Consider the following 25,773-nt stretch of genomic DNA (forward strand, 5'->3'; position numbering starts at 1 on the left):
TTCGACAACCCGCAGCATGAACGCACCAAGCTGTTCCTGAGCCAGATCCTGCACTAATCATTTGGTTGGTCGAAATATAAAACACCCGCCAGAGCGATCCGGCGGGTGCTTTTCTTTGCAGCGGTTTCAGTGAAGACTGAATCGTTGGAATCGCTGTAACTGTTTGGTTTTACGCCTTATTCGACACATCGCAGCAGGAAAAGAAATCAGTCTGGCGACTGATTTTCCTACGGAGGCACTTCGCAGGCTTGCTGGAAATGCTATTCGTCATTCGGCCCCTGGCAGAACTGAATGCGATTGCCGAATGGATCAATCACCGCCATGACGCGGCCCCATGGTGCGTCCTCGATGCCGGGCCGCATATAGCGATAGCCACGCGCATTAACTTCCCTGTGGAATTCTTCGACACCCTGCATACGGACGAAAATATTTGCGCCCGGACTGCCATCACCGTGATGTTCGCTCAGATGCAAGGTCAGACCAGCACGGGAAACCTGCATATAAAGCGGCATTCCGTCGGCAAAGCGATGTTCCCAATCAAGTGTGAAACCCAGAAAACCGATATAAAAATCTTTGGCTTTCTCTATATCGAAAATTCGGAAGATTGGGCAGGTCTGTTCAAACTGGATTGTCATTCTGGCTTGCCTTTGCGACTGGTGTATTGTTCACCATTAGAGCGCATTCCGAAAAGTGTGAAACGGTTTTCGGACCAAGATTCGCGTCAAAACAAATATTTTGGGCGCCGATCCAATTCAATCAAATCCAAACGCGCTCTAAAACCATTCCGAATCCTGCGATCGGCGACTTTGATCAGTCTTCGACGAAACGACGCAAGCGCTGCAGTGCATCATCCCATTGTGCAGAGACAGTGCTGAGATAGGCCCTCGCATCAACAAGCGGGGTCGGGCAAAGCCTGAAACGGCTTTCACGCCCAACCTTATCGCGCTCAACCAATCCCGCTTGCTCAAGCACAGAAAGATGCTTGGTCATTCCCTGCCTGCTAATGCTGCCATTTTGTGAAAGCGTGACAATTGAGCGGCTTTCACCGTCGCTCAATGTTTCGATCAGGGCCAGCCGGGTTGGGTCGGCCAGTGCTGCAAAAATGGCAGACATGTTTGCTGATTGCGTGAGCGAGGCTTCGGTCATTTGCTTTCGAGGTATTCCTTGATATTTCGCATCTGCTCTTCCCAACCACCCGTGTTCATTCGAAGGGCGATTGGTTGACGCTCCGCAGGCAGGGCATCAAAGCCTGTTTCGATAACCGTGAGTTTTGTGCCCGACTCGATTTCTTCAAGTTTGAATTCTACCAGTGTCTGCGGCTCTTTCGCATAATCTCTTTCAGCTTCAACAGCATAAGGATGCCAGGTGAAGGAAAAATAGTGCGGCGCTTTCATATCCTTGATGAAGGACGTCCATTTGGTGTCGCCACATCCATCAAATGTAAAGCGGCCAGTCGATGCGCTGCCGACAATAAATGGTCCATCAATTTTGACCCGGAACCATTCGCCGAATTCCTCATGATCCGTGAGTGCGCGCCATACCCGATCAATGCCAGCGCGAAGGTTCACGGTTTTCTCAATGCGATCAGTCGATGATGTCGTTGTCATGATATGCATTCTCCTTGATTGGCAACTGTATGGTTGCCAATCTACACGAGTTTTACATATGCGCAACCATATGGTTGCTTAATTCATTTTTTTAGTGGTGCTTTTGCAGGAAGTGGAAACAGTGTGATGAATTTTTCTGCCAGAGCCTGGTCCCCATTCATTGTGAGCAGGTTTGCCTCTTCAAGGGCGATTAAGGGCTGTCCTCCATAGATTGTTGCAGCCATCATGCGGGGAGAACTTTCAAAAGCGATATCATATTGCTCCGCTTTACCGCGCCTTATTTCCAATCCGCCGTTGTGCAGGTGCGCGGTGAAATCTTCATCATCGAGTTTAAGCCCAATCACAGCATTTATGTCTTGCGAGCGTTCCGGACTGATCATCGTTCGTAGTGATAGCAGGAACGACGTGGTCGAAATCGGCAAATTGGGGGCATGGCTCGGCGAACGTGCAGCCCAGCGACCAAGTGTTTGCAGGATCGGTTCTGCTTCATAGCCCCATTCAGTCAATTCATAGACCTGCACGGATGCGGGGGGCGGCAATTTCGACTTCCGTAAAATGCCCGCTTCTTCCAGTCCTTCAAGCCGCTGTGTGAGAACATTGGCGCTTATTCCTGGCAAGTCTGATCGTAAATCGCTGAAACGCTTCGGTCCGAACATCAGTTCGCGAATGACAAGCAAGGCCCAGCGTTCCCCAATCAAATCAAGGGCATGTGCCGCCGCGCAAGCATCGTCATAGCTGCGTCTTGCTGTTGGCGTTTCGCGATTGGTTATTTTTTCTAACTTCATAGTTGCTAATTATAACTTATCTGTCATTATGTTCAAGCAATCTTATGATAGTCGGTTTCAAACAACACATAAAATGCCGACTTTATCGCCCGGGGGATCGGGCAGGCGATAGAAAAGCTGCCGTAAAGACAAGCCAAATGAAAATGGGCAGTTCATGCCCGCAATTGGAGGAATTGCCATGCCTAAAATGATTTTCGTAAACCTTCCTGTAAAAGACGTCGCTCGCTCAACCAGTTTCTATGAAGCAATCGGAGCAACGAAGAACCCGATGTTTTCGGACGAAACGGCGTCCTGCATGGTCTTTTCCGACACGATCCATGCGATGATTCTCAGCCATGAGAAATTCAGCCAGTTCACGCCTAAAAAGATTTCCGACGCCAATGCCACAAGTGAAGTTTTGATCTGTCTTTCGGCGGACAGCAAAGCGGATGTGGATGCAACGGTTGAAAATGCAGCTAAGGCTGGTGGTCGCGCTGATCCTGCTCCCAAGCAGGATTACGGTTTCATGTATGGTCGCAGCTTTGAAGATCTCGACGGTCACATCTGGGAGTTGATGTGGATGGATATGGAAGCAGCCGCAAAAGCGATGGGCTAAATCCAAGCATATCCCGAAAAATATGAAACGGTTTTCGGGCGAGAAACGTTTGAAACTAATAGATCGAGCATTTCCAGCCATACAACCAAACTGGAAATGCTCAACAAGTCGGGGGCTGAGACATATGGGAGGAACAATCCATGTCTGGCTTAACAGTATGCCTCTGGTTCGATAACAAGGCTGAAGAGGCGGCCAATTATTACGTATCGCTCTTCAAAGAATTGGGAAAACCAGCCTCTCTGGATGGCTTCATTCGCTTCCAGCACGGTCATCAATCCGGCGGCACCGATGTCGTCACTGCAAACTTTACACTGGACGGACAGGCGATGACTGCCTTGAACGGTGGTCCACAATTCAAGTTCAACCCGGCAACATCGCTTATTCTGAAATGCAAGGATCAGGCAGAGCTTGATGCGTTCTGGAACCGGTTGCTGGAAGGCGGTTCTGCGATGGAATGCAGCTGGCTGACCGACAAATATGGGTTTGCTTGGCAGATCGTGCCGGAGTTCCTGCTCGATATTCTACAGAACGGCGAGCCAGAGGTCAGGCAGCGCGTGGCAAATGCCATGATGACGATGGTCAAGATTGATATTGCCGCTCTGGAAGCTGCGCGCGACGCGCGTTAAATTTGTACCGTCGCAACGGCATCATAGCCATAAAGCCAGTCCAGATCTTTCAGGAAAGTATCTGGGCTGCGCATGGCAAAGAGCATGTTGCGTCCAAGCGCAAACACACCTGTCGCGTGATAGGCAAAGCGGTTCAGCTGGCCGCGTTTGGCAACTGCTGCAATCCGTTCTTTGCGAACAGAATCAAATCGCTTCAGCGCTGATTGTGGCTCTTGGTTATCCAATGCTTCGGCAAGTGCTGCCGCATCTTCAATTGCCATGGCGGCACCCTGCGCTGCAAAGGGTGTGACCGCGTGAGAGGCGTCACCGAGAAATACCGTTCTGTCCGGGCCAACAAACTGAGCATCAGCCATTTCAAAAAGCGGCCAGTAGGTCCACTCGCTCGCTAGGGTCAGCACTTCACGTACCGGGTCGCTCCAACCAGCATAGATTGATTGCAGCCGCGCATTGTCACCCGTCTTAGACCAGACCTCACCGGGGTTGTCGCCCGTCGTAATGGCGACGAAATTGAAGAAGTCGCCACCCTTTACCGGATAGGCGATAAAATGCGCCTTCTTGCCAAGCCATGCAGAAACGGATTTCTGTTCTGGGATTGCTGCCTTGAAGCTTGCGGGCAGGGCATCCGCTGCAAGTGTCGTACGCCACGCGATATGGCCGCTGAAACGCGCCTTTTCATATCCCGCCTTGGTGCGTTGTGCAGACCAGACGCCATCGCAGGCAATGAGATAGCTGGCAGCAATATCTTGATCTGCTCCGCCACGTCTAACCGTTGCGGTGATGCCGTTTTGATCTGCCTTATGGCCAATAATCTCAGCACTGAGATTAATCTCGATATTTGGATTGTCGTGGCAGGCATCTAACAGTGCTGTTTGCAAATCAGCGCGATGGCAAACGACATAGGGATCGTGCCAACGTTTGAATGCCTTGTCGCCAAGTTGCATGGCGAGCAGGGGGCGAGCCTTGCGCCCATCCATGAGATAAAGCGCTTCTGGCGTAACGGCTTGTGAGGAAAGGCGGTCGGCCACGCCAAGGCGCTGGAGATGGCGCATCGCATTGGGAGCCAGCTGCAAGCCCGCGCCGACTTCCGACAGGGCTTGCGCTTTTTCAAACAGCTGGACAGTCCATCCGCGTGCCGCACATTCAAGTGCTGCACTGAGACCGGCAACACCGGCCCCTGCAATCAATATGCGTCCCTTGACCAAGCTGCTCATAATATCAGCGGCACGAATACCGCCATTTATGTTCAGGCAGCTTTGTCAGCAGGTGCTTCGTAAACGCAGCCTGCCGGAACAGTCTCGTCAGCGTGAAGCTGTGGATTGTAACGATAGAGCGTCGAGCAATATGGGCAAACCACTTCGCTTTCGTCACCCATGTCGAGGAAGACATGTGGATGATCGAAAGGCGGGTTTGCGCCGACGCACATGAATTCCTTCACGCCGATTTCAATGGAATTGTGTCCAGCGTCATTCTGGAAGTGTGGGATGATGTGATCGGACATAATAGGCTCCGGAGCTTTTGGATCGCGGCATTCAAATTGGGATGGCTATTTTTCAAGCGTTTACCGCGAACGGCTTGTTTCTGGAAGCGTTTTCATCAATTCTGGGGACATTTCAAGCGGTTTGCTATCAAACTGTCATATGACAGCCATAGGCTTATCGTCGCGCCGGGATTTGCCGGTAGTAACCGGGACAGGAAAAATGAACGAAAACAGCGTTGTGGCAACCCAGGCCGCCGATTTGACCGCACATGTGGCAGATCAGGCGGCAAATGACCATTCTGCAACCCAGAATGCCAGCAAAGTTCAAAACGCTCACGAAGCTTTGAACACTGACAAGACAGCAGAGCTGATGCAAAGCCCTGAACGCTTCGTCAATCGCGAGTTTTCCTGGCTTCAGTTTAACCGTCGTGTTCTCGAAGAAGCAGGCAATACGCGTCAGCCACTGCTGGAGCGTCTGCGCTTCCTGTCGATTTCGGCAGCCAACCTCGATGAATTTTTCATGGTGCGTATTGCAGGGCTTGCTGCACAGGTGCGTGCAGGTGTTGCCATGCGCAGCGCCGATGGTCGCACGCCGCAGGAGCAGCTTGATTTCGTTCTGGAAGAAGTGGGCCGCCTGCAGGAAGGCCAGCAGGAACGTCTGCGTACGCTGCGTGAAGAGCTTGAAAAAGAGAACATCGAGATCGTGCGCGCATCGGCCTTGTCGAAGACCGAAAAAGATTGGCTGGAAGGTCACTTCCTGGAAACAATTTTCCCGGTTCTGACGCCGCTTTCCATCGATCCTGCGCACCCGTTCCCGTTCATTCCAAATCTGGGCTTCTCGATTGCATTGCAGCTTGCGCGTCGTCTTGATGGCCATCCGATGACGGCGCTGTTGCGCATTCCGGTTGCCCTGAAGCGCTTCATCCAGTTGCCGACCGAGCAGCAGAACGCGTTCCGTTTTATCACCATTGAAGATGCAGTCAGCCTGTTTATCGGTCGTCTGTTCCCGGGCTATGAGGTGCGCGGTGCCGGTACATTCCGCATCATTCGCGACAGCGATATCGAAGTCGAAGAAGAAGCGGAAGATCTGGTCCGCCTTTTTGAAACAGCTCTGAAGCGACGTCGCCGCGGTCAGGTGATCCGCATCGAATTCGATGCTGAAATCCCGGAAGCGCTGCGTGTATTCGTTGCCACCGAACTGGGTGTCTCGGAAAACCGCATAAGCGTTCTGGAAGGTCTTCTGGCGCTAAACATGATTTCGGAAGTCGTTTCGATCCCGCGCGATGACCTGAAATTTGTGTCTTACAATCCGCGTTTCCCTGAGCGCATTCGCGAGCACGGCGGCGATTGTTTCGCCGCGATTCGTGAAAAGGACATTGTGGTTCACCATCCATATGAATCATTTGACGTGGTGGTGCAGTTTCTGCGTCAGGCCGCAGCTGATCCTGATGTGTTGGCAATCAAGCAGACGCTTTACCGTACCTCCAATGACAGCCCGATCGTGCGTGCGCTGGTCGATGCGGCAGAAGCTGGCAAGTCGGTCACAGCCCTTGTTGAGCTGAAGGCTCGCTTCGATGAAGAAGCCAATATTCGCTGGGCCCGCGATCTGGAGCGCGCAGGCGTTCAGGTGGTCTTCGGCTTTATCGAATTGAAGACGCACGCAAAGATGTCGCTGGTTGTTCGCCGTGAAGACCAGAAGCTGCGTTCCTATGTTCACCTTGGAACGGGCAACTACCACCCGATCACCGCGCGTATTTACACCGACCTTTCATTCTTCACTTCCGATGCCGATATCGCACGCGATGTGGCGCACATCTTCAACTTCATCACCGGCTATGCGCAGCCTGCCGAAGAAATGAAGATCGGGATTTCACCACTTACCTTGCGCACGCGAATCTTGAAGCATATCGATGACGAGATCACCAATGCGAAGGCTCATAAGCCTGCAGCCATCTGGATGAAGATGAACTCGCTCGTTGATCCACAGATTATTGACGCGCTCTACAAGGCCAGTCAGGCGGGCGTGCATGTGGACCTCGTCGTGCGTGGCATCTGCTGTCTGAGACCGGGTGTTCCTGGCCTCTCAGACAACATTCGCGCAAAGTCTATTGTCGGGCGTTTTCTCGAGCATAGCCGCATTTTCTGCTTCGGAAACGGGCATGATCTGCCTTCAGACAAGGCAATCGTCTATATCGGTTCAGCCGATATGATGCCGCGCAATCTCGACCGTCGCGTAGAGACACTGGTGCCCATTACCAATGCCACCGTGCATCAGCAAATCCTGTCGCAAATCATGTTTGCCAACATAATTGATAACCAGCAGAGCTATCAGCTACTTGCGGACGGCACCTCTCGCCGGATAGAAAAAGAAGATGGAGAGGAAGCTTTCAACGCGCAGGAATATTTCATGACAAATCCAAGCTTGTCGGGTCGCGGAAAGTCGCTGAAGTCATCTGCCCCCCGTCTGATTGCGCATCGTAAACGTGCGCAGGCGGAAAGAAATACGACTTCATGAGTCCAGCAGTAGCACAAGGCCGGTTGAAAGGCCTCAAGCCCGTCGCGGTAATCGATATTGGTTCCAACTCGATCCGTGTCGTTGTTTACGAAGGCATTGTCCGGTCTCCGACAGTGCTTTTCAATGAAAAGCTTCTCTGCGGTCTTGGCAAAGGATTGGCCAAGACCGGAAAGCTCAATGAGAAATCCGTCGATATCGCCCTGCGCGCATTGAAGCGTTTTCGCGTTCTGGCCGAACAGGCGGGTGCGATTTCCATTCATGCGCTGGCAACAGCCGCAGCTCGCGAGGCGAAAAACGGTCCTGATTTCATTTCTCAGGCCGAGGCTATTCTTGGACGGCACATTGAAGTGTTGTCGGGCAAGGAAGAAGCCTATTACTCCGCTTTGGGTATCATTTCCGGTTTCTACAAACCGCAGGGCGTAACTGGCGACCTTGGCGGCGGCAGTTTGGAGCTGGTTGGCGTCAATGACCATGAGGTCGGTGAGGGGATTACCCTCCCGCTCGGTGGCCTGCGTTTGCAGGACATGTCGAACGAACAACTGCCTGAAGCCGCCAAAATCACCCGCACCGAGCTTGCACGCGCGACTCTTCTTGAAGAGCATCAGGGAGAAGTCTTCTACGCTGTGGGCGGTACGTGGCGAAATCTCGCCAAGCTGCATATGACGGCCAAGCATTATCCGCTGCACGTCATGCATGGCTATGAGATGGACCCGGTGGAAGCAAAAAGCTTCCTCACGCGGGTTGCCAGAGGCAATATCGACACGATGCGCGGCATCGAAGCAGTATCCAAAAATCGTCGCCAGCTTCTTGCTTATGGCGCGACAGTTCTGCTCGAAACCATTCGGCGCATGAAACCCTCCAAGATCGTATTCTCGGCGCTGGGAGTTCGTGAAGGTTACTTGTATTCGCTGCTGCCCAAGAACGAACAGCGGCTTGATCCGCTTTTGTCTTCGGCAGAAGAGCTGGCAATTCTGCGTTCGCGTTCGCCGCGTCATGCACGCGAACTCGCAACATGGACGACGCTTTCACTTCCCGTTCTCGGTTTCGATGAAACTGAAGATGAGAGCCGCTATCGTCAGGCGGCGTGTCTGGTGGCTGATATCAGCTGGCGCGCGCATCCCGACTATCGGGGCTCGCAGGCGTTGAACATCATTGCGCATGGTTCGTTCGGCGGCATCGATCATCCTGGCCGTTCTTTCATGGCTCTTGCGAATTACTACCGCCATGAAGGATTGGTCGAAGACGAGATTGCGCCGGAAATCCTGCAGCTTGCCTCACCGCGCCTGCGTGAGCGGGCAAAGCTTCTGGGTGCGCTGCTTCGCGTCATCTATCTGCTATCGGCATCTATGCCGGGCGTAATCCCGCGTCTTTACTGGCGTGAGGAAGACAACGGCATTGCACTGGTCGTACCGGGAGATATCGCCGATCTGATTTCTGACCGCCCTGAAGGGCGTTTACAGCAGCTTTCAAAGCTGACGGGAAAGAACCTCTTCTTTGCCATCGGCGACAGTGCGATTGACGCGAACGAGCATCATTGAAAAGAGTATGACTGATAAATCGAAAGGCCGGCGAGAGTTTTCTCCGCCGGCCTTTTTACTTAGTTTACAGCGGTTCCAGTTAAGAATGAATCGTTGGAACCGCTGTAACTGTTTGTTTTTACGCATTATCCGACGCAAAACTGCTTCGCACTTTTGCTGGAAATGCTATAATTCGACAGCTTGAATACGCCGGTTCTCAAATTTAATGCCGATTTTGCCTTCAATGAGATCGAGTGCTTTCTGGCCGAACACTTCGCGACGCCAGCCCTGAAGTGCGGGCACATTGGCATTCTCGCCTTCGGCTGCAATCTTGTCGATATCATCGGAGCTTGCGACGATCTTGGCTGCAACGCCGTGTTCTTCGGTCACAAGCTTGAGCAGCACTTTAAGAATATCTGCAGCTGCAGCACTGCCTTCTGGCGAATGAGACTGCTTTGGCAACTTTGGCAGATCTTCTTTTGGAATAGCCAGTGCCGCCTGAATGGCATTCACCAAGCCTGCCGCCTGAGCCGAACGTTCCCAGCCCTTCGGGATCGAACGAAGACGTCCGAGCGCTTCCGCATCTTTTGGCTGCTGCTGGGCGATTTCAGCGATCGTGTCATCCTTGATGACGCGGCCACGCGGAACATTACGTTCGCGCGCTTCACGTTCGCGCCATGCCGCAACGGACTGAACGATAGCAAGCTCGATTGGCTTGCGCATACGCGTCTTCACACGCTTCCAGGCATCATCTGGATGAAGGTCATAGGTCTCACGCGCGCTGAGAACAGCCATTTCCTCGTTGACCCACTCGCTACGGCCTTCTTTCTGAAGCTCATCTTTCAGATAAAGGTAGATGTCGCGCAGATAGGTGACATCGGCCAGCGCATAATCGAGCTGCTTTTCAGACAGCGGGCGGCGGCGCCAGTCGGTGAAGCGCGATGACTTGTCGATATGTTTTCCAGTGACCTTCTGAACCAGAGCGTCATAGGAAATGGCATCGCCAAAACCGCAGACCATGGCAGCAACCTGGCTGTCAAAAATCGGGGCAGGGATCAGGTTGCCCAAGTGGAAAACGATTTCAATGTCTTGACGTGCGGCGTGGAACACCTTGACCACTTTTTCATCGGCCATCAGGCGGAAGAAAGGCGCAAGATCGAGACCGGGCGCCAGTGCATCGACCAGAGCGGTATGATCGGGCGAAGCCATCTGAATAAGACAGAGTTCCGGCCAGAAGGTCGTTTCCCGAATGAATTCGGTATCGACCGTTACGAAGTCGGATTTAGCTAGGGCGGATACGGCCTCTTCAAGGGCCTCTGTGGTCGTGATGAGCTGCATATTTTTCTTTTAGAGCGCATCCCGAAAACTGTGAAGCGATTTTCGGACAAGATGCACGTTTAACAGAGGATTAGCTCGCGCTTCGATATGATTCAGTCAGATTGAAACGAGCACTGGACAATGGTGGGCTGCTTTGGGCTGCGTGCCGCGCCACAAGAAGCATATAGCGATGGAATAACACGTAAATAGTGATTTTTGTCGACATAATCCGTCAAGCTGGTTTAACAAGGCCGGATACGTGCCCGGATACAGGCAGTATCGGCTTGACAAAGCGTGATCAAAATGCGCTTTTCCGCCGGAATTGCAGCGCTTTGCCTGCACAAGATTTATAAAGTTCCAAAAGGCAGAAATCATGCACCGTTATCGCAGCCATACCTGCGCAGCCCTTCGCAAATCGGATGTTGGTTCAAAAGTTCGTCTGTCTGGCTGGGTTCATCGCGTCCGTGACCATGGTGGCATCCTCTTCATCGACATTCGCGATCATTATGGCCTCACTCAGGTTGTTGCAGATCCTGATTCGCCAGCGTTCAAGATTGCCGAAACCGTTCGTGGCGAATGGGTCATCCGTGTTGACGGTGAAGTGAAGGCCCGCGCAGATGAAGCTGTGAATGCCAATTTGCCGACCGGCGATGTTGAAATCTTCGCAACCGAGATCGAAGTTCTGGCTGCCGCCAAGGAACTGCCGCTGCCAGTGTTTGGCGAGCCGGACTATCCGGAAGACATTCGCCTTAAGTACCGCTTCCTCGATCTGCGCCGCGAAACGCTGCACAAGAACATCATGAGCCGCACGAAGATCATTGCAGCGATGCGTCGCCGCATGACCGAAATCGGCTTCAATGAGTTTTCGACGCCAATCCTGACAGCTTCCTCGCCGGAAGGCGCGCGCGACTTCCTCGTTCCAAGCCGTATTCATGAAGGCAAGTTCTACGCGCTGCCGCAGGCTCCGCAGCAGTATAAGCAGCTTCTGATGGTTGCCGGTTTCGACCGCTACTTCCAGATTGCACCTTGCTTCCGCGATGAAGATCCGCGTGCAGACCGTCTGCCGGGCGAATTCTATCAGCTCGATCTCGAAATGAGCTTCGTAACCCAGGAAGAAATCTGGGAAACGATGGAACCAGTCATGCGCGGCATCTTTGAAGAGTTTGCCGAAGGCAAGCCTGTAACGCAGCAGTTCCGCCGCATCGCTTATGACGACGCGATCCGCACCTATGGTTCGGACAAGCCAGATCTGCGCAACCCGATTGAAATGCAGGCTGTGACTGAGCATTTCGCAGGTTCCGGTTTCAAGGTCTTCGCGAACATGATCGCCAACGATCCAAAGGTCGAAGTCTGGGCAATCCCGGCAAAGACCGGCGGTAGCCGCGCATTCTGTGATCGCATGAACTCGTGGGCACAGGGCGAAGGCCAGCCGGGTCTCGGCTACATCTTCTGGCGCAAGGAAGGCGATAAGCTTGAAGGCGCTGGCCCGATTGCCAAGAACATTGGTGAAGAACGCACAGAAGCGCTCCGCAACCAGCTGGGCCTCGGCGACGGCGATGCCTGCTTCTTCGTAGCCGGTCAGCCATCGAAGTTCTACAAATTCGCAGGCGATGCCCGTACGCGCGCTGGTGAAGAACTGAACCTCGTTGACCGTGATCGCTTTGAACTGGCCTGGATCATCGACTTCCCGTTCTATGAATGGGACGAAGACAACAAGAAGCTCGACTTCGCGCACAACCCGTTCTCGATGCCGCAGGGTGGCATGGAAGCACTGGAAACGCAGGACCCGCTGACGCTCAAGGCTTACCAGTACGATCTGGTCTGCAACGGCTTTGAAATCGCTTCCGGTTCGATCCGTAACCAGCTGCCGGATGTCATGGTCAAGGCGTTTGAAAAGGTCGGTCTCAGCCAGCAGGACGTGGAAGAGCGCTTCGGCGGCCTTTATCGTGCATTCCAGTATGGCGCGCCTCCACATGGCGGCATGGCGGCCGGTGTTGATCGCGTTATCATGCTGCTCGTTGGTGCAAAGAACCTGCGCGAAATCTCGCTGTTCCCGATGAACCAGCAGGCGCTCGATCTTCTGATGAATGCACCTTCGGAAGTGTCGCCAGCGCAGCTGCGCGATCTTCATATTCGCTTAGCGCCAACCCAGAAGAGCTGATCTTCTCCGGTTTGAAAATCAAAAGCCCGGTCTCGCGACCGGGCTTTTTCTTTGACCTTATCAGTACGGCAAAACAAAACCCGGTGAGCAGAACTCACCGGGTTTTGTTTGATGAACCTAAGTTCGATCAGTTGTTGGCTTCAACGCCAACTTTCAGAAGCTGGATCAGCTTTGTCGGGTCGAGCGAAGCGGTCGCAACGATGGATGCGAAGCTTACCGACTGGTCAGGCGAAGCCGAAACGGTCAGCGACTTTGGATCGTCGAAGTACTTTTCAGCTGCGGCCTTGAGCTGCTGGGCAAATTCAGGGTTCTTGAGCTGTGTTGCCATCAGCGGAACCATCATCTTCAGCTGTTCGCCGAGCTGCTTGCCATCGGCACCCTGCTGCTTGCCATAATATTCGAGCAGCTTCTGTGTGAGTTCTTCGTTGTCAAAGCGGATAGACAGGTTCTTGAGGCTCAGCTGTTCAGCAAGACCGAGAAGAGCGAGGCCAGCTGCATCTTTTTCGGCATCAGCCTTGGCCATGTTTTCCTGTGTCTTCTGCAGAGCTTCTACGAAAGACAGATCATAGCCGTCGATAGCAGCGGTCAGATTGATCTTGCCGAGTTCTTCAGCATTGATTTCAAACTGATCCAGCGTCGCATTGCCCGAAGTCGGCAGCCATGTACCCTTCGAGTTGATCGAACCCTTAAGAGCGCTCATATCGAGTGGAGCGAGCGGGTTCTTGCCGTTCTTGTCGAAAGTCGCATCAATATCGGCAATGGTGAGATTGTAGTCGATTTTTTCGGCTTTGTTGGCCGAATTCAGAGTCACTTCCATGCCCTTGATCAGAGCGCCATCTTTGCCTGGAGTGCCAACCGAGAATTCGTCGATCTTCATCTTGTCGTAGAAGACCATCTTGGCGAGCGGGCCTTCGGCTTTCTCGGATGGGAGAATAACGTTCTCCATCGAGATGCCTTTGATTGTGGCTTTATCGTTCTTGTCCGCACCTTCAGGAGCGAAGTCCAAATCTGCAACCGAAACTTTTTCGATGCTATAACCGCCTTCTGGCGTGTCCTGCACGTTTTCGAGCGTTATATCACCGACAGGCGTCGCGCGGTCAGAAATGGTAGGCAGCTTGATTGTTGTGCCTTTGAGCAAAATGTTGTCGCCGTCAGCCTTAACTTCGGCGAAGTTCAGTTCTCCGCCCTGCTTTGTATAGAGGGCTTTAACGCGCTCTGCGACTGCATTTGCATCTGCAGCCATTGCCGCACTGCCAAGAACAAGCGAGAGCGCGGTGCTTGCTGCGAAGACGCGCACGGCCTGCTTGCTAACAACGAAAACCTTCATTTATTGGCTCCTGATCATTTGGTAAATTTTAGATAGCCTTCATAAGCCTTTACGCAAGGAAAAACAGCCTGTTTCATTCGTTACGTATAAGTTGTGGAGAAAACCTCTACAATTCCCGTATAGAAGCTAAATGACGGCAACATTGCGACGAATGTACTGGATTGGTTCTCATCCCCACTTGCTGACGAATCGCGCAATTGGTACTGAGAACTATGGGTAAAAGTCTGATTCCGCCGGACGACGGCGACGAACACATCGAACGGGTTGATCTTAAATCGGCCCTCGAGGAACGCTACCTCGCTTATGCGCTGTCCACGATCATGCATCGTGCGCTGCCGGATGTGCGCGACGGTTTGAAGCCGGTTCATCGCCGCATCATGCATGCAATGCGCCTGTTGCGACTCAATCCCGATCAGGCCTATGCAAAATGCGCGCGTATCGTCGGTGACGTTATGGGTAAATTCCACCCACACGGCGACGCCTCGATTTACGACGCGCTTGTGCGTCTGGCGCAGGATTTTGCCGTGCGTTATCCGCTCGTGGACGGGCAGGGCAACTTCGGCAACATCGACGGCGATAATGCGGCTGCGATGCGTTATACCGAAGCGCGTATGACCGAGGTCGCGACGCTGCTTCTTGAAGGCATTACCGAAAACGCCATCGACTTCCGCCCGACCTATAATGAAGAGGACGAGGAACCCATCGTCCTTCCGGGTGCATTCCCGAATCTGCTTGCCAATGGCTCGGCTGGCATCGCGGTCGGCATGGCCACCAATATTCCGCCGCATAATGTGGCGGAGCTGTGCTCGTCGGCGCTCTATCTCATCAATCATCCCGAAGCGACTGTTGAAGAACTCGTCACTTCGCCGGAAAAATGGGAAGAGCTGAAGAAGGAAGCGGAAACCGATCCGGCAGCACTATTGAAGTGCAAGGTGCGTGGTCCCGATTTCCCGACCGGCGGCATTCTGGTGGAAGAGCATGCCAACATTCTCGAAGCCTATCGCACCGGGCGTGGTTCTTTCCGCGCACGCGCGCGCTGGGAAAAGGAAGAGGGCAATCGCGGAACCTGGGTGATTGTTGTCACCGAGATCCCATATCAGGTTCAGAAGTCGCGCCTGATCGAGAAGATTGCAGAGCTGCTTCTGGCCAAGAAGCTGCCACTGCTCGACGATATTCGCGACGAGTCTGCTGAAGACATCCGCATCGTTCTGGAGCCGAAGAACCGCACGGTCGATCCTGAACTGCTGATGGAATCGCTTTTCAAGCTGACCGAGCTTGAGAACCGCGTTTCGCTCAACATGAACGTGCTCTCGCACGGTAAAGTGCCGAATGTTCTGTCACTGGGCGGCGTGCTCAAAGAATGGCTTGAACATCGCAAGGAAGTGCTCGTTCGCCGTTCCGAATACCGTCTGGCAGAAATCGAAAAGCGGCTGGAAATCCTTGGCGGTTTCCTCAAGGCATATCTCAATCTTGATGAAGTCATCCGCATTATTCGTGAAGAGGATGAACCGAAACAGGAGCTGATGCGGTTCTTTGATCTGACGGATAATCAGGCCGAAGCAATCCTCAACATGCGCTTGCGTTCCTTGCGCAAGCTTGAAGAATTTGAAATTCGCAAAGAATTCGATGGTCTGACTGCTGAAAAGACCGATCTGGAAGGCTTGCTTGCTTCGGGCACGCGCCAGTGGAAGAAGATCAGCACGGAAATCAAAGCTGTCCGTGAGAAGTTTGGCCCTGAAACCAAACTTGGCAAGCGCCGCAGCACCTTTGCCGATGCGCCAAGCCATGATCTCGAAGACATTCATCAGGCGATGATCGAGCGTGAACCGGTTACGATTGTTGTGTCTGAAAAGGGCTGGCTGCGCGCGATGAAGGGCCATATGGCTGACTTCTCGACGCTGGCATTCAAGGAAGGCGATAAGCTCAAGCTGGCTTTCCATGCTGAGACGACTGACAAGCTGCTGTTCTTCACGACGGGTGGCAAGTTCTTCACCATTGGTGCGAACACGCTTCCGGGCGGGCGCGGCCATGGCGAACCGATCCGTATCCTCGTTGATATGGAGAATGATCAGGATATCCTGACGGCCTTCGTTCACGATCCACAGGCCAAGCTTCTGCTTGTATCGCATGAAGGCAATGGCTTCATAGTGTCCGAGAATGAAGCGGTCGCCAATACCCGCAAGGGTAAGCAGGTGATGAATGTGAAGGCGCCAGATGAGGCCAAGCTTTGCCAGCGCATTTCGGGCGATCACATTGCGGTCGTGGGCGAGAACCGGAAGATGGTCGTCTTCCCGCTTTCGGACATTCCTGAAATGACACGCGGCAAGGGCGTTCGCTTGCAGAAGTATAAGGACGGCGGCGTGTCCGATGTTCGTACTTTCGCGATCAGCGACGGCCTGTCGTGGCAGGATTCAGCAGATCGTACCTTCAATCGCAGCAAAGAAGAACTTGTCGAGTGGATTGCGGCCCGTGCCTCTGCTGGGCGTCTGGTACCCAAGGGGTTTCCGCGTTCGGGTAAATTCTAAATAGCTATATTCTGTAATCGATTTCCGCTGATATGGAGCTTGGCCTAAGGCAAGAAGAGCAATTTACTTTCTTCATGCCTTAGGAGATTACATTGAAAATCAGGCAAGCCACACCAAAAGACTCTTTCGCGGTTTGTGAGGTTTTGCGTCGCTCGATAACAGAGCTTTGCGTGGGTGATCACGGTGGGCGCAATGATATTCTCTCACCTTGGCTGGCCAATAAGACTCCCGAAAACGTTCTTCAATGGATTACTGCACCGAGCCAGCTGACGGTTATTGCAGAGGCCGATCATGATATTGCGGGTGTCGGTCAGGCTTCGTTAGAGGGCAAGATATTGCTGAACTATGTCTCGCCTGAATTCAGGTTTCGTGGCGTAAGCAAGTCTATAATGCTCGCTCTCGAAGAGGGCATACGGAGCAATGGATGTGCAGTTGTCGAGCTGGTCAGCACGGGCACGGCACTCAGCTTCTATGAGGCGCTCGGATATATTGCTATAGGCTCACCGCAGGTGGCGTGTAGCGGGCGTTTATCGTACCCGATGGAAAAGCGCCTCGGAGCTTGATCCTAGCCCTCAAATTTCTGCCAGCCGCGTGGGCCGAGATGCTCCTGCGGCCTGAAGCGCGTCTTATATTGCATCTTGCGCGACCCCTCGACCCAATAGCCGAGATAGACATGGGGAAGGCCGGCAGCGCGCGCGCGCTGGATATGATCGAGGATCATGAAAGTTCCGAGCGAACGCTCGTGCATATGCGGCGTGAAGAATGAATAGACCATAGACAGGCCGTCTGCCATCACGTCGGTAAGGGCTACTGCGATTAGCTCTCCATCGCCTTTCGCGCTGATAAAACTGTCCGGGCCGCGTCTGCGATATTCGATAATCTGCGTGTTGACGTGGGTATCTTCGACCATCATCGCATAATCGAGCACTGTCATATCGGACATGCCACCCGAATGGTGACGGGCATCCAGATAATCGCGGAAAAGGGCATATTGTTCGGTGCTTGGCTGTGCTTTGTGCTGGCGGCCGATCAGATCGCGATTATGGTTCCATACCCGGCGCATACTCCGGTTCATCTCAAATTCGCCGGTCAGGATACGCACAGAAACGCAGGCGCGACAAAGCTCGCAAGCCGGACGATAAGCAATATTCTGAGAACGACGAAAACCGCCCTGCGTAAGCAGGTCATTGATTTCGCTGGCCTTGTCACCCACAAGATGAGTGAAGACCTTCCGTTCCATCTGCCCGTCAAGATACGGGCAGGGCGACGGAGCCGTTAAGAAAAACTGCGGAGACTGTTGCGGTTGATGGGTCATTCAATATCCACGAAACGGCAATACCGAACCATCTCTTTATGCCCTAAAGATTGAGCCGGCTGCACAAAACGTCAATAGACATTTTGTGCAGCCGGCCCTGAATTTTTTTGATGCTTGCTTTAGCGGTCTGAACGAATGACTGCTGTACCAAGCAAGAGGTCGTGCACGGTACGCTTACGGTCTATCACCAGAGTCGCCAAAAGGATGAACGGTGTAAGCACCACATTCAGGCCCCAGAACAGGACAGTGTGGACCAGTGCCAGCATCGGATCGACTGTGCCGCCTTCAAGGCGCACCAGCTTGATGTTCATCATCTGCATACCCTTTGTGGCCTGTTGAGGCCCGCCAAGAGTGCGAGATATGTAAAACAATGCGACTACCGGGAACATGATGGCGTAGAGCGCCCATCCCAGCGAAAGCGTGAGAATTCCAAGGATGAAAATTACGATTGCTGCCGGGATGCAAAGAAAGAAGACAATCATATAGTCGATAAGAAAAGCCATAATACGGCGTGTGCGCACGCCTTCAAAAAATGCGCGGCTTTCAAAACGCGGGCCCATGACTTCGCCGTGCAGAATATGGTCGGACATTTTTCCTTCCAGTCCTTCAAAAGAAGCGTCCGGGAACAACCGTCCGCTGTCCCGCACTGCGCGGAACAGTCTCAAGGTGGTGTATGAAACTGGCTATTTCAAGGAAACAGCGTCTCGGAATTTAGCCCTGGCTTTTCAGCTTCTCAGCAACGTCGAGCGCAAAATAGGTCAGGATGCCGTCACAGCCTGCGCGTTTGAAAGCCAGCAGGCTTTCCATCATGACTTTTTCTTCGTCGATCCAGCCATTCATGCCTGCAGCTTTGATCATCGAATATTCGCCCGATACCTGATAGGCATAAGTCGGCAGGCGGAATGTGTTTTTCAGGCGATGGATGATGTCGAGATAAGGCATACCAGGCTTAACCATCAGCATGTCAGCGCCTTCAGCCACGTCCTGTTCGGCCTCGCGCACCGCTTCGTCCGGGTTTGCTGGATCAATGTAATAAGTCTTCTTGTCGCCCTTCAGCAGACCAGCTGTACCGATTGCATCGCGATAGGGGCCATAGAAGGCGGATGCGAATTTGGTCGCATAGGACATGATCGGTACATGGTTGAAGCCATGCGCATCCAGTGCCTGACGAATAGCGCCGATACGGCCATCCATCATGTCGGACGGTGCGATAACGTCTGCACCAGCTTCAGCCTGTGCGAGCGCACCGCGCACGACCATCGCAACCGATTCGTCGTTGATGATTTCGCCATTGCGCAAAATGCCGTCATGACCATGCGTTGTGAACGGATCGAGTGCTGCATCGGTAATGATACCGATTTCCGGCACTTCCTTCTTGATCGCACGCACGGCGCGGTTGATCAGATTGTCCGGGCTTGCAACGAAAGCGCCGTCCTCTGTCTTTACTTCTGCCTTTTCGCGCGGGAAAGGCGCAATCGCAGGGATACCAAGCTTCGCGGCTTTTTCTGCCATGCGCACAGCCATATCGACCGAATAGCGCTCAACGCCCGGCATTGCGTCCACAGGCTCGCTGACATTGGTTCCGTAAGTCAGGAAGAATGGCAGGATCAGATCGTCCACCGTGAGATGTGTTTCCTGAACCAGTCTGCGTGACCAGTCGGCCTTGCGCATTCGGCGCAGACGACGTCCACCGGTCACGTCATCGACGTGCCCTGAAATGTTGGCAGAAGAAATGTTGGACAAACGATCAGTCATATCAATGTTCCCGAGAGAAGAAAGCTTGGGAATCTAACGGTTCGGAAGCTTGTTATCAGATGAGCACGGTTTATCACGGGAAAAGTGGCTAATCCAAGCACAATGGCCTGCGCAGGATTGACGCGGGGCGTTTCACTTTCTACGCATTGAAAGCATTTCCAGCAAAAGTGCAAAGCGGTTTTGCGTAGGACAATGCGTAGATTAAAAGGGCATTTCCAGCAAAAGTGCGAAGCGGTTTTGCGTGGGATAATGCGCAAGAGGGAATGATTATAGTGGTTCCAACGTTCAGTCTTATCTGGAGCCGCTTTAATCGCACGGGAGAGACATGATGCAGATCGATTTCGGTGGTGGCGGTGAAATCAGCTTTGAACGCAAGGGAAAAGCGGGCCTCGTGAAGCTGACGCGCTCATCGGCGCTCAATGCTTTGACGCATAAAATGATTCTCGCTCTCGACCGTGCTCTGCAGGCCTGGGAAACCGATCCGGATGTCGCCTGTGTTATTCTGGAAGGCGAAGGCCGGGCGTTCTGCGCCGGTGGCGACGTGGTTGCTGCCTATAAGGCCGGACGCGAAGGCACACCCGCTTTTGATTTTTTCCGCGATGAATATCGACTGAATGCCCGCATCGGGAGATTCCCAAAGCCATATATCTCGCTGCTTAACGGCATTGTCATGGGTGGCGGCGCTGGCATTTCCGTACATGGTTCGCACCGGATCGTGACCGAAAACACGCTTTTTGCGATGCCCGAAACCGGCATCGGCTTCTTCCCAGATGTCGGTGGAAGCGCCTTCCTGCCGCATCTCCATGATAATTTCGGCTATTATCTTGCGCTCACCGGCAACCGAATTCGCTGGGGCGATTGCCTGCAGAGCGGCATCGCGACCCATGCAGTGGCGGCCAGCGATCTCGACGACCTTCGCGATGACCTCGTTGCAAAAGCTGACCTTGATGGTGCTTTGGCCAGTGCTCAGTATCCCGATTTTGAGACGGCCCCCGAAACCCGCAAAGTCATTGCGGAAAGTTTCGCACATGCGACGCTTGCCGAATGCCTCGACGCTTTGGAAAAAGCAGCAGCCACGGGCAATAAACCGGCAACGGATATTCTGAATGTTATCGCCACGCGTTCGCCAACCAGTGTCGCTGTCACATTCCGCCAGATTGCCGATGGTCGCGCACTGGATCTCGACGATTGTATGCGGATGGAATATCGCATCGCGTCGCGTATGCTTGCTGGGCATGATTTCTATGAAGGCGTACGCGCGGTTTTGATTGACAAGGATGGAGCACCTGTCTGGAAGCCAGCTTCGACTGATGAAGTGAAGCCGGAAATGGTCAATGCGTATTTTGCTAATCTTGGCGAGAGGGAACTGAGTTTTTGATGCGTCAGGATGAACTGCACCAGCATATACAACCCAGCGGCACTGAATGGTCCTTTGTCTGGTTTATACGGCTGATCGCTTTAGCTGCTCTTGCGAGCGGCGTTTATTACTGGATTAAGCTGATCGGCGTTTATCCAGGCTTGCTGTGGCGTTTCGACCTCATGCCGTGGCAATGGCAGACGGCCTGCGTGGCCCTTGCTCTGCTTATGCCGGTTGCGGCAACCGGGCTGTGGATGCGTGCGCAATGGGGACCGGTGTTGTGGTTCGTGGCGGCTGTCGGTGAGATTGCCATCTATTCTGTCTTTGCGCGCCACTTTGAATACAGGCCCCTTATCGTGGGGTTTAACGCCGTTTGTCTCCTCATTTATGTTGTGTTCCGCGTCCTGCTTTACCTCGAGAAAAGACGACTTTCTCGCGTTCGTATAACGGCCTGAAATCGCGCACCGGTAACAAAACATTAAGTCTGAATCTGCATTTCGCTTGGTAAACTACTGTTAAGGCTGACTTTTAAGTCGAATTTTATGGATCGCGTCTAAAGTCCTCTCAAGACACGGTGAGAAAATACACCGGACCAACAGGAAAGAGAGTGGCCTCATGTAAGGCTGCTCCGACAGAGAGGCAAAAGAAATGATCAATGCACAGCACAGAATGGATGCATCTGCTCCGCTTTTGAATCCCGAAGCAGCTCTCCGCACACTTTATCTCGAAGCATTGCAGCTGGTTGAACGCCTGCATCGTCGCCTCCTTGATGTCATCAAGGACGAATTCGACCGCGCCGGCCGTAGCGATATCAACGCGACGCAGGCACTGCTTCTGTTCAACATTGGCAATTCAGAATTGACCGCTGGTGAGCTGCGCTCGCGCGGTTATTATCTCGGCTCGAATGTTTCCTATAATCTCAAGAAGCTGGTCGAGATGGGTTTTATCCATCACGAACGCTCGAATACGGACCGTCGTTCGGTTCGCGTCAGCCTGACAGACAAGGGCAACGAGATTGCTGATCAGGTACAGGCACTTTACCAGCGCCATATTGCTTCTATCGAGCAGGTTGGTGGTATTCAGGTTGAAGAATTCACCGCGATGAACAAGTCGCTGCAGCGTCTGGACCGCTTCTGGAACGACAGCATTGCTTACAGGCTTTGATATTGCGGATGCCGAAAGGCAGCCGACAACTTAGAAGTTTGTTGCAGAACGGTCACAATTGACCCGGTTTGTATGTTAAAGTTCATTATTGCGAGCTAATTCAGCGAGGCCTGGCTTGAAATCCGGGCTTTGCGACATGAATAAGCCATAAAAACCGACATAAGCGGTTTAATACAGCGCATAAATTAGAGCTATCTGCAGATGCGACGCATCTGGGCGAAACCGGTTAGCCTTTGGGACCAAAACTATGACCAAAACCGACAAGAATGCCGAAGCTTTCAATGTAGGCCGTCGCAGCTTCCTGCGTGGCGCAGCAACGGCCGGTTTGGCTGCTGCTGCAACTGCTATCGCTCCTGCGGCTTTTGCCCAGCAACAGGCTTTGAATGATATTCTTTCGGCGCCACGCCGCGGCAACTGGGATGACCAGTTCGATGCCCGCGCGACCGGCGGTCAGAAAGTGGCAACCAATCAGCCAGTGCTCAGCCAACAGACTGTGGGCAATCTTCAGTCCGCTATCGCACAATACGCCGATCTGGCAGGTCGCGGCGGCTGGCCACAGGTTCCGGGCAATGCGAAGCTGCAGCTTGGCGTTAATGATCCTTCGGTACAGGCTCTGCGCCAGCGTTTGATCGTTTCGGGCGATCTTCCGCGTGAAGCCGGTGTGTCCGGTGCGTTCGATACCTATGTCGATGCAGCGGTCAAGCGCTTCCAGTCGCGTCATGGCCTTCCGGCTGATGGTGTGATGGGCCAGTTTACCTATGCGGCAATGAATGTGGATGCCAATACGCGTCTTGGCCAGCTGCAGACCAACCTCCAGCGCCTGTCCGGCATGACATCTGCAACACAGTCTGAACAGCGCTTTGTGATGGTCAACATCCCGGCTGCTCGTATTGAAGCAGTGGAAGGCGGCAGCGTTTCGCAGCGCCATACAGCTGTTGTTGGCAAGATCGACCGCCAGACGCCGATCCTTGACTCCAAGATTCACGAAGTCATTCTTAATCCTTACTGGACCGCGCCAAAGTCGATCATCCAGAAGGATATTATTCCGCTGATGCGGAAGAACCCGCAATATCTCGCGAATAACAAGATCCGTCTCTACAACGCTCAGGGACAGGAAGTTCCGCCGGAAAGCGTAGACTGGAATACCGACGATGCTGTGAAGCTGATGTTCCGTCAGGATCCGGGCAAGATCAACGCCATGTCCTCGACAAAGATCAACTTCCACAATCAACATGCCGTTTACATGCACGATACGCCGCAGAAGAGCTATTTCAATAAGCTCATGCGCTTCGATTCGTCGGGCTGTGTCCGCGTGCAGAATGTCCGCGATCTTGATGTCTGGCTTTTGAAGAATACCGCTGGCTGGGATCGCCAAAACATTGAAGGCACAATTGCATCGGGTGTGAATACACCTATTCAGGTTTCCGATCCTGTGCCGCTGCATTTCGTTTACATCACCGCCTGGTCAACAGGCGATGGCGTGGTGCAGTTCCGCGACGATATCTACAAGATGGATGGTGCAACTGCTTTGGCGCTCGGCACCGATACTTGATCCCAATTGACTTACAAAAAAGCCGTCCGAACTCGTTTCGGACGGCTTTTTTGTTTTGGGTGCTGATCCAAGCTACGTCATGCCGCATTTTGGAACATGCTTTTCGCTTAGCGGCCATTGGCCTTGCTAATCGAAGTGTGATACTGCGCCTCATACCATATAGCTATCACCGGCTAACCGGAGGGTGTGAAACATGTCGCAAGCCAATAACGCTTTTTTCAACGCAACTCTTGAAGAAATCGATGCCGATATTTTCGGTGCGATCCGTAATGAACTCGGTCGTCAGCGTCATGAAATCGAGCTGATCGCCTCGGAAAACATCGTTTCTCGTGCGGTTCTTGAAGCTCAGGGTTCCATCCTCACCAACAAATATGCCGAAGGTTATCCGGGCAAGCGCTACTACGGCGGCTGCCAGTATGTTGACGTTGTTGAAGAATTGGCAATTGAACGCGCCAAGAAGCTGTTTGGCGCAGAGTTCGCAAACGTACAGCCAAACTCCGGCAGCCAGATGAATCAGGCCGTGTTTCTTGCGCTTCTGCAGCCAGGCGACACCTTCATGGGCCTCGACCTCAATTCCGGTGGCCACCTGACACACGGTTCACCAGTCAATATGTCGGGCAAGTGGTTCAACGTTGTTTCCTATGGCGTTCGTGAAGACGATCACCTTCTGGATATGGAAGAAATTGCTCGCCTCGCACGCGAACACAAGCCAAAGCTGATTCTCGCTGGCGGTACCGCTTATTCCCGCATCTGGGATTGGAAGCGCTTCCGTGAGATCGCTGACGAAGTTGGCGCATATCTGATGGTCGATATGGCTCACATTGCTGGTCTGGTCGCCGGTGGCGTACACCCATCGCCAGTTCCACACGCCCATGTCTGCACCACGACGACTCACAAGTCGCTGCGCGGTCCACGCGGCGGTATGATCCTCACCAACGATCCTGATCTGGCGAAGAAGTTCAATTCGGCTGTCTTCCCTGGCCTGCAGGGCGGCCCGCTGATGCATGTGATTGCTGGTAAGGCAGTTGCTTTCGCGGAAGCTCTGAAGCCAGAATTCAAGGTCTATGCTCAGAACGTCGTCGACAATGCGCGTGCGCTTTCGGACGAACTGAAGTCGCAGGGTCTCGATATCGTTTCCGGCGGCACAGACAACCACCTGATGCTGGTCGATCTGCGTCCGAAGAATGCAACAGGCAAGCGCGCTGAAGCAGCTCTCGGTCGTGCGAACGTGACCTGTAACAAGAACGGCATTCCTTTTGACCCAGAAAAGCCATTCGTAACTTCTGGTGTTCGCCTTGGAACGCCTGCTGGCACGACCCGTGGTTTCGGCAAGGCTGAATTCAAGGAAATCGGCTCGCTGATCGCAGAAGTGCTCGATGGTCTCAAGGTTGCAAATTCCGATGAAGGCAATGCATCGGTTGAAGCAGCGGTTAAGGCAAAGGTCATTGCACTGACCGACCGCTTCCCAATGTACGGCTATCAGGGCTAAAATTGCTCACAATTTGATGAAGCCCCGCTCAACCCTGTTGAGCGGGGCTTTTTCAATTATGCCCTAATTATGCATCAACTTAACGATGGGGTATGATTGTCAGGAATCAGTCAATCTAAGGCGTGCCTTTCAAATCGGCGCGCTTGGAAACAAAGAGTGAAGTGCGTCGCGTAAGCTATATGCAGATGCGCTTTCGTAAGTGAAAGAGTGCCATGCGTTGTCCCTATTGCCAGTCTGAAGATACGCAAGTTAAGGATTCCCGCCCGGCGGAGGATGGTGCCGTTATTCGCAGGCGCCGTGTTTGCTCGGTCTGTGGCGGACGTTTTACCACTTTTGAACGCGTACAGCTTCGCGACCTCATGGTCGTCAAGAAGAGCGGTCGCCGTGTACCTTTCGATCGCGAAAAGCTTGCCCGCTCCATCGATGTGGCATTGCGCAAGCGCGACGTGGACGAGGAGCGCGTAGAGCGTGCAATCTCCGGCATCGTGCGCCAGCTCGAGAGTTCGGGTGAGGCGGAAGTCACATCAGACGAAATTGGTCGTCTCGCCATGGATGCTCTCAAGGGCGTCGATGATATTGCCTATATCCGTTTTGCTTCCGTTTACCGCAATTTCAGCAAGGCCGTTGATTTCCACAACGTCATTGATGAACTGACGGTAACTGAAACTGATCGTGATCCGGACGCATAA

Annotated in this window: 24 protein-coding genes; 13 read left to right on the forward strand and 11 right to left on the reverse strand. The window is 53.2% G+C overall.

The window, feature by feature from the left end; translation table 11 throughout:
* Positions 1 to 260: 260 nt before the first annotated feature.
* From RT142_RS17750 to RT142_RS17765, 4 genes are all read right to left on the reverse strand, one after another.
* Complete coding sequence (locus RT142_RS17750) at positions 261 to 635, reverse strand: glyoxalase superfamily protein (protein WP_007874404.1); 375 nt, start codon at positions 633 to 635, stop codon at positions 261 to 263.
* Between the two features lie 175 nt (positions 636 to 810).
* Entirely contained in the window at positions 811 to 1,146 is a 336-nt protein-coding gene (locus RT142_RS17755; RefSeq protein ID WP_007874409.1) for an ArsR/SmtB family transcription factor, read from the reverse strand.
* Complete coding sequence (locus RT142_RS17760) at positions 1,143 to 1,607, reverse strand: SRPBCC family protein (RefSeq protein WP_313030344.1); 465 nt, start codon at positions 1,605 to 1,607, stop codon at positions 1,143 to 1,145. Before RT142_RS17760 ends, RT142_RS17755 begins: the two co-directional genes overlap by 4 nt.
* A gap of 83 nt (positions 1,608 to 1,690) precedes the next feature.
* Entirely contained in the window at positions 1,691 to 2,392 is a 702-nt protein-coding gene (locus RT142_RS17765; protein WP_313030346.1) for a helix-turn-helix domain-containing protein, read from the reverse strand.
* A 178-nt stretch (positions 2,393 to 2,570) separates the two neighbouring features.
* Between RT142_RS17765 and RT142_RS17770 the strand changes: the two genes are divergently transcribed.
* Positions 2,571 to 2,987, forward strand: a complete 417-nt coding sequence (locus tag RT142_RS17770; protein WP_007874416.1) for a VOC family protein — start codon at positions 2,571 to 2,573, stop codon at positions 2,985 to 2,987.
* 140 nt (positions 2,988 to 3,127) lie between these two features.
* A complete protein-coding gene (locus tag RT142_RS17775; protein WP_064320428.1) occupies positions 3,128 to 3,613 on the forward strand; it encodes a VOC family protein in 486 nt (161 codons plus the stop codon).
* Here the strand turns inward: RT142_RS17775 and RT142_RS17780 are convergent.
* A complete protein-coding gene (locus RT142_RS17780; RefSeq protein WP_409558590.1) occupies positions 3,610 to 4,824 on the reverse strand; it encodes an FAD-binding protein in 1,215 nt (404 codons plus the stop codon). The genes RT142_RS17775 and RT142_RS17780 overlap by 4 nt on opposite strands.
* 32 nt (positions 4,825 to 4,856) lie before the next feature.
* Positions 4,857 to 5,111: a zinc-finger domain-containing protein gene (locus RT142_RS17785; RefSeq protein WP_007874421.1), complete on the reverse strand. Its 255-nt coding sequence runs from the start codon at positions 5,109 to 5,111 to the stop codon at positions 4,857 to 4,859.
* 250 nt (positions 5,112 to 5,361) lie between these two features.
* On the opposite strand from RT142_RS17785, the gene RT142_RS17790 reads away from it, so the two are divergent.
* A complete protein-coding gene (locus tag RT142_RS17790) occupies positions 5,362 to 7,605 on the forward strand; it encodes an RNA degradosome polyphosphate kinase (RefSeq protein ID WP_409558591.1) in 2,244 nt (747 codons plus the stop codon).
* On the forward strand, positions 7,602 to 9,143 hold the full coding sequence (gene ppx, locus RT142_RS17795) for an exopolyphosphatase (RefSeq protein ID WP_007874427.1): 1,542 nt from the start codon (positions 7,602 to 7,604) through the stop codon (positions 9,141 to 9,143). The genes RT142_RS17790 and ppx overlap by 4 nt, the downstream gene beginning before the upstream one ends.
* A 165-nt stretch (positions 9,144 to 9,308) precedes the next feature.
* On the opposite strand, the gene rnd is transcribed toward ppx, so the two are convergent.
* Positions 9,309 to 10,460 carry a ribonuclease D gene (rnd, locus tag RT142_RS17800; RefSeq protein WP_007874429.1) on the reverse strand — a complete coding sequence of 384 codons (1,152 nt, stop codon included), beginning with the start codon at positions 10,458 to 10,460 and terminating at the stop codon, positions 9,309 to 9,311.
* A gap of 352 nt (positions 10,461 to 10,812) precedes the next feature.
* On the opposite strand from rnd, the gene aspS reads away from it, so the two are divergent.
* A complete protein-coding gene (aspS, locus tag RT142_RS17805; RefSeq protein ID WP_064320430.1) occupies positions 10,813 to 12,600 on the forward strand; it encodes an aspartate--tRNA ligase in 1,788 nt (595 codons plus the stop codon).
* Between the two features lie 127 nt (positions 12,601 to 12,727).
* Here aspS and RT142_RS17810 read toward each other — a convergent pair whose 3' ends face one another.
* A complete protein-coding gene (locus RT142_RS17810; protein ID WP_007874434.1) occupies positions 12,728 to 13,927 on the reverse strand; it encodes a hypothetical protein in 1,200 nt (399 codons plus the stop codon).
* 212 nt (positions 13,928 to 14,139) lie between these two features.
* On the opposite strand from RT142_RS17810, the gene RT142_RS17815 reads away from it, so the two are divergent.
* Both RT142_RS17815 and RT142_RS17820 read left to right on the forward strand, forming a co-directional pair.
* Complete coding sequence (locus RT142_RS17815) at positions 14,140 to 16,452, forward strand: DNA topoisomerase IV subunit A (RefSeq protein WP_112804984.1); 2,313 nt, start codon at positions 14,140 to 14,142, stop codon at positions 16,450 to 16,452.
* A gap of 92 nt (positions 16,453 to 16,544) precedes the next feature.
* Positions 16,545 to 17,015 (forward strand): GNAT family N-acetyltransferase, encoded by a 471-nt coding sequence (locus RT142_RS17820; RefSeq protein ID WP_162699524.1) that lies wholly within the window; start codon positions 16,545 to 16,547, stop codon positions 17,013 to 17,015.
* Between the two features lie 2 nt (positions 17,016 to 17,017).
* On the opposite strand, the gene RT142_RS17825 is transcribed toward RT142_RS17820, so the two are convergent.
* The 3 genes from RT142_RS17825 to hemB form a co-directional block, all read right to left on the reverse strand.
* Entirely contained in the window at positions 17,018 to 17,767 is a 750-nt protein-coding gene (locus RT142_RS17825; protein ID WP_064320432.1) for an arginyltransferase, read from the reverse strand.
* A 119-nt stretch (positions 17,768 to 17,886) separates the two neighbouring features.
* A complete protein-coding gene (locus RT142_RS17830) occupies positions 17,887 to 18,357 on the reverse strand; it encodes an RDD family protein (protein ID WP_007874442.1) in 471 nt (156 codons plus the stop codon).
* A gap of 121 nt (positions 18,358 to 18,478) precedes the next feature.
* Positions 18,479 to 19,522, reverse strand: a complete 1,044-nt coding sequence (gene hemB, locus RT142_RS17835) for a porphobilinogen synthase (RefSeq protein ID WP_007874444.1) — start codon at positions 19,520 to 19,522, stop codon at positions 18,479 to 18,481.
* 328 nt (positions 19,523 to 19,850) lie between these two features.
* Between hemB and RT142_RS17840 the strand changes: the two genes are divergently transcribed.
* The 6 genes from RT142_RS17840 to nrdR all read left to right on the forward strand — a co-directional run bounded on the left by RT142_RS17840 (position 19,851) and on the right by nrdR (position 25,773).
* Positions 19,851 to 20,900 (forward strand): enoyl-CoA hydratase/isomerase family protein, encoded by a 1,050-nt coding sequence (locus RT142_RS17840; protein ID WP_007874446.1) that lies wholly within the window; start codon positions 19,851 to 19,853, stop codon positions 20,898 to 20,900.
* Positions 20,900 to 21,334, forward strand: a complete 435-nt coding sequence (locus RT142_RS17845; RefSeq protein ID WP_112804978.1) for a DUF6163 family protein — start codon at positions 20,900 to 20,902, stop codon at positions 21,332 to 21,334. The genes RT142_RS17840 and RT142_RS17845 overlap by 1 nt, the downstream gene beginning before the upstream one ends.
* A gap of 193 nt (positions 21,335 to 21,527) precedes the next feature.
* On the forward strand, positions 21,528 to 22,043 hold the full coding sequence (gene ldtR / locus RT142_RS17850; RefSeq protein ID WP_007874450.1) for a transcriptional regulator LdtR: 516 nt from the start codon (positions 21,528 to 21,530) through the stop codon (positions 22,041 to 22,043).
* A 247-nt stretch (positions 22,044 to 22,290) separates the two neighbouring features.
* Positions 22,291 to 23,595, forward strand: coding sequence for a murein L,D-transpeptidase (locus tag RT142_RS17855; protein WP_007874451.1), 1,305 nt, complete (start codon positions 22,291 to 22,293; stop codon positions 23,593 to 23,595).
* Between the two features lie 193 nt (positions 23,596 to 23,788).
* Entirely contained in the window at positions 23,789 to 25,084 is a 1,296-nt protein-coding gene (glyA, locus tag RT142_RS17860) for a serine hydroxymethyltransferase (RefSeq protein ID WP_007874454.1), read from the forward strand.
* A 212-nt stretch (positions 25,085 to 25,296) separates the two neighbouring features.
* On the forward strand, positions 25,297 to 25,773 hold the full coding sequence (gene nrdR / locus RT142_RS17865) for a transcriptional regulator NrdR (protein ID WP_007874456.1): 477 nt from the start codon (positions 25,297 to 25,299) through the stop codon (positions 25,771 to 25,773).

Source organism: Brucella sp. (assembly GCF_032066345.1).
Lineage (GTDB): Bacteria > Pseudomonadota > Alphaproteobacteria > Rhizobiales > Rhizobiaceae > Brucella > Brucella pseudogrignonensis.

Bases quoted from the DNA above. Each gene is read 5' to 3' on its own strand.
- RT142_RS17750 (WP_007874404.1), bottom strand. From the start codon at position 635: ATGACAATCCAGTTTGAACAGACCTGCCCAATCTTCCGAATTTTCGAT.
- RT142_RS17755 (WP_007874409.1), bottom strand. From the start codon at position 1,146: ATGACCGAAGCCTCGCTCACGCAATCAGCAAACATGTCTGCCATTTTT.
- RT142_RS17760 (WP_313030344.1), bottom strand. From the start codon at position 1,607: ATGACAACGACATCATCGACTGATCGCATTGAGAAAACCGTGAACCTT.
- RT142_RS17765 (WP_313030346.1), bottom strand. From the start codon at position 2,392: ATGAAGTTAGAAAAAATAACCAATCGCGAAACGCCAACAGCAAGACGC.
- RT142_RS17770 (WP_007874416.1), top strand. From the start codon at position 2,571: ATGCCTAAAATGATTTTCGTAAACCTTCCTGTAAAAGACGTCGCTCGC.
- RT142_RS17775 (WP_064320428.1), top strand. From the start codon at position 3,128: ATGTCTGGCTTAACAGTATGCCTCTGGTTCGATAACAAGGCTGAAGAG.
- RT142_RS17780 (WP_409558590.1), bottom strand. From the start codon at position 4,824: ATGAGCAGCTTGGTCAAGGGACGCATATTGATTGCAGGGGCCGGTGTT.
- RT142_RS17785 (WP_007874421.1), bottom strand. From the start codon at position 5,111: ATGTCCGATCACATCATCCCACACTTCCAGAATGACGCTGGACACAAT.
- ppx (WP_007874427.1), top strand. From the start codon at position 7,602: ATGAGTCCAGCAGTAGCACAAGGCCGGTTGAAAGGCCTCAAGCCCGTC.
- rnd (WP_007874429.1), bottom strand. From the start codon at position 10,460: ATGCAGCTCATCACGACCACAGAGGCCCTTGAAGAGGCCGTATCCGCC.
- aspS (WP_064320430.1), top strand. From the start codon at position 10,813: ATGCACCGTTATCGCAGCCATACCTGCGCAGCCCTTCGCAAATCGGAT.
- RT142_RS17810 (WP_007874434.1), bottom strand. From the start codon at position 13,927: ATGAAGGTTTTCGTTGTTAGCAAGCAGGCCGTGCGCGTCTTCGCAGCA.
- RT142_RS17815 (WP_112804984.1), top strand. From the start codon at position 14,140: ATGGGTAAAAGTCTGATTCCGCCGGACGACGGCGACGAACACATCGAA.
- RT142_RS17825 (WP_064320432.1), bottom strand. From the start codon at position 17,767: ATGACCCATCAACCGCAACAGTCTCCGCAGTTTTTCTTAACGGCTCCG.
- RT142_RS17830 (WP_007874442.1), bottom strand. From the start codon at position 18,357: ATGTCCGACCATATTCTGCACGGCGAAGTCATGGGCCCGCGTTTTGAA.
- hemB (WP_007874444.1), bottom strand. From the start codon at position 19,522: ATGACTGATCGTTTGTCCAACATTTCTTCTGCCAACATTTCAGGGCAC.
- RT142_RS17840 (WP_007874446.1), top strand. From the start codon at position 19,851: ATGCAGATCGATTTCGGTGGTGGCGGTGAAATCAGCTTTGAACGCAAG.
- RT142_RS17845 (WP_112804978.1), top strand. From the start codon at position 20,900: ATGCGTCAGGATGAACTGCACCAGCATATACAACCCAGCGGCACTGAA.
- ldtR (WP_007874450.1), top strand. From the start codon at position 21,528: ATGATCAATGCACAGCACAGAATGGATGCATCTGCTCCGCTTTTGAAT.
- RT142_RS17855 (WP_007874451.1), top strand. From the start codon at position 22,291: ATGACCAAAACCGACAAGAATGCCGAAGCTTTCAATGTAGGCCGTCGC.
- glyA (WP_007874454.1), top strand. From the start codon at position 23,789: ATGTCGCAAGCCAATAACGCTTTTTTCAACGCAACTCTTGAAGAAATC.
- nrdR (WP_007874456.1), top strand. From the start codon at position 25,297: ATGCGTTGTCCCTATTGCCAGTCTGAAGATACGCAAGTTAAGGATTCC.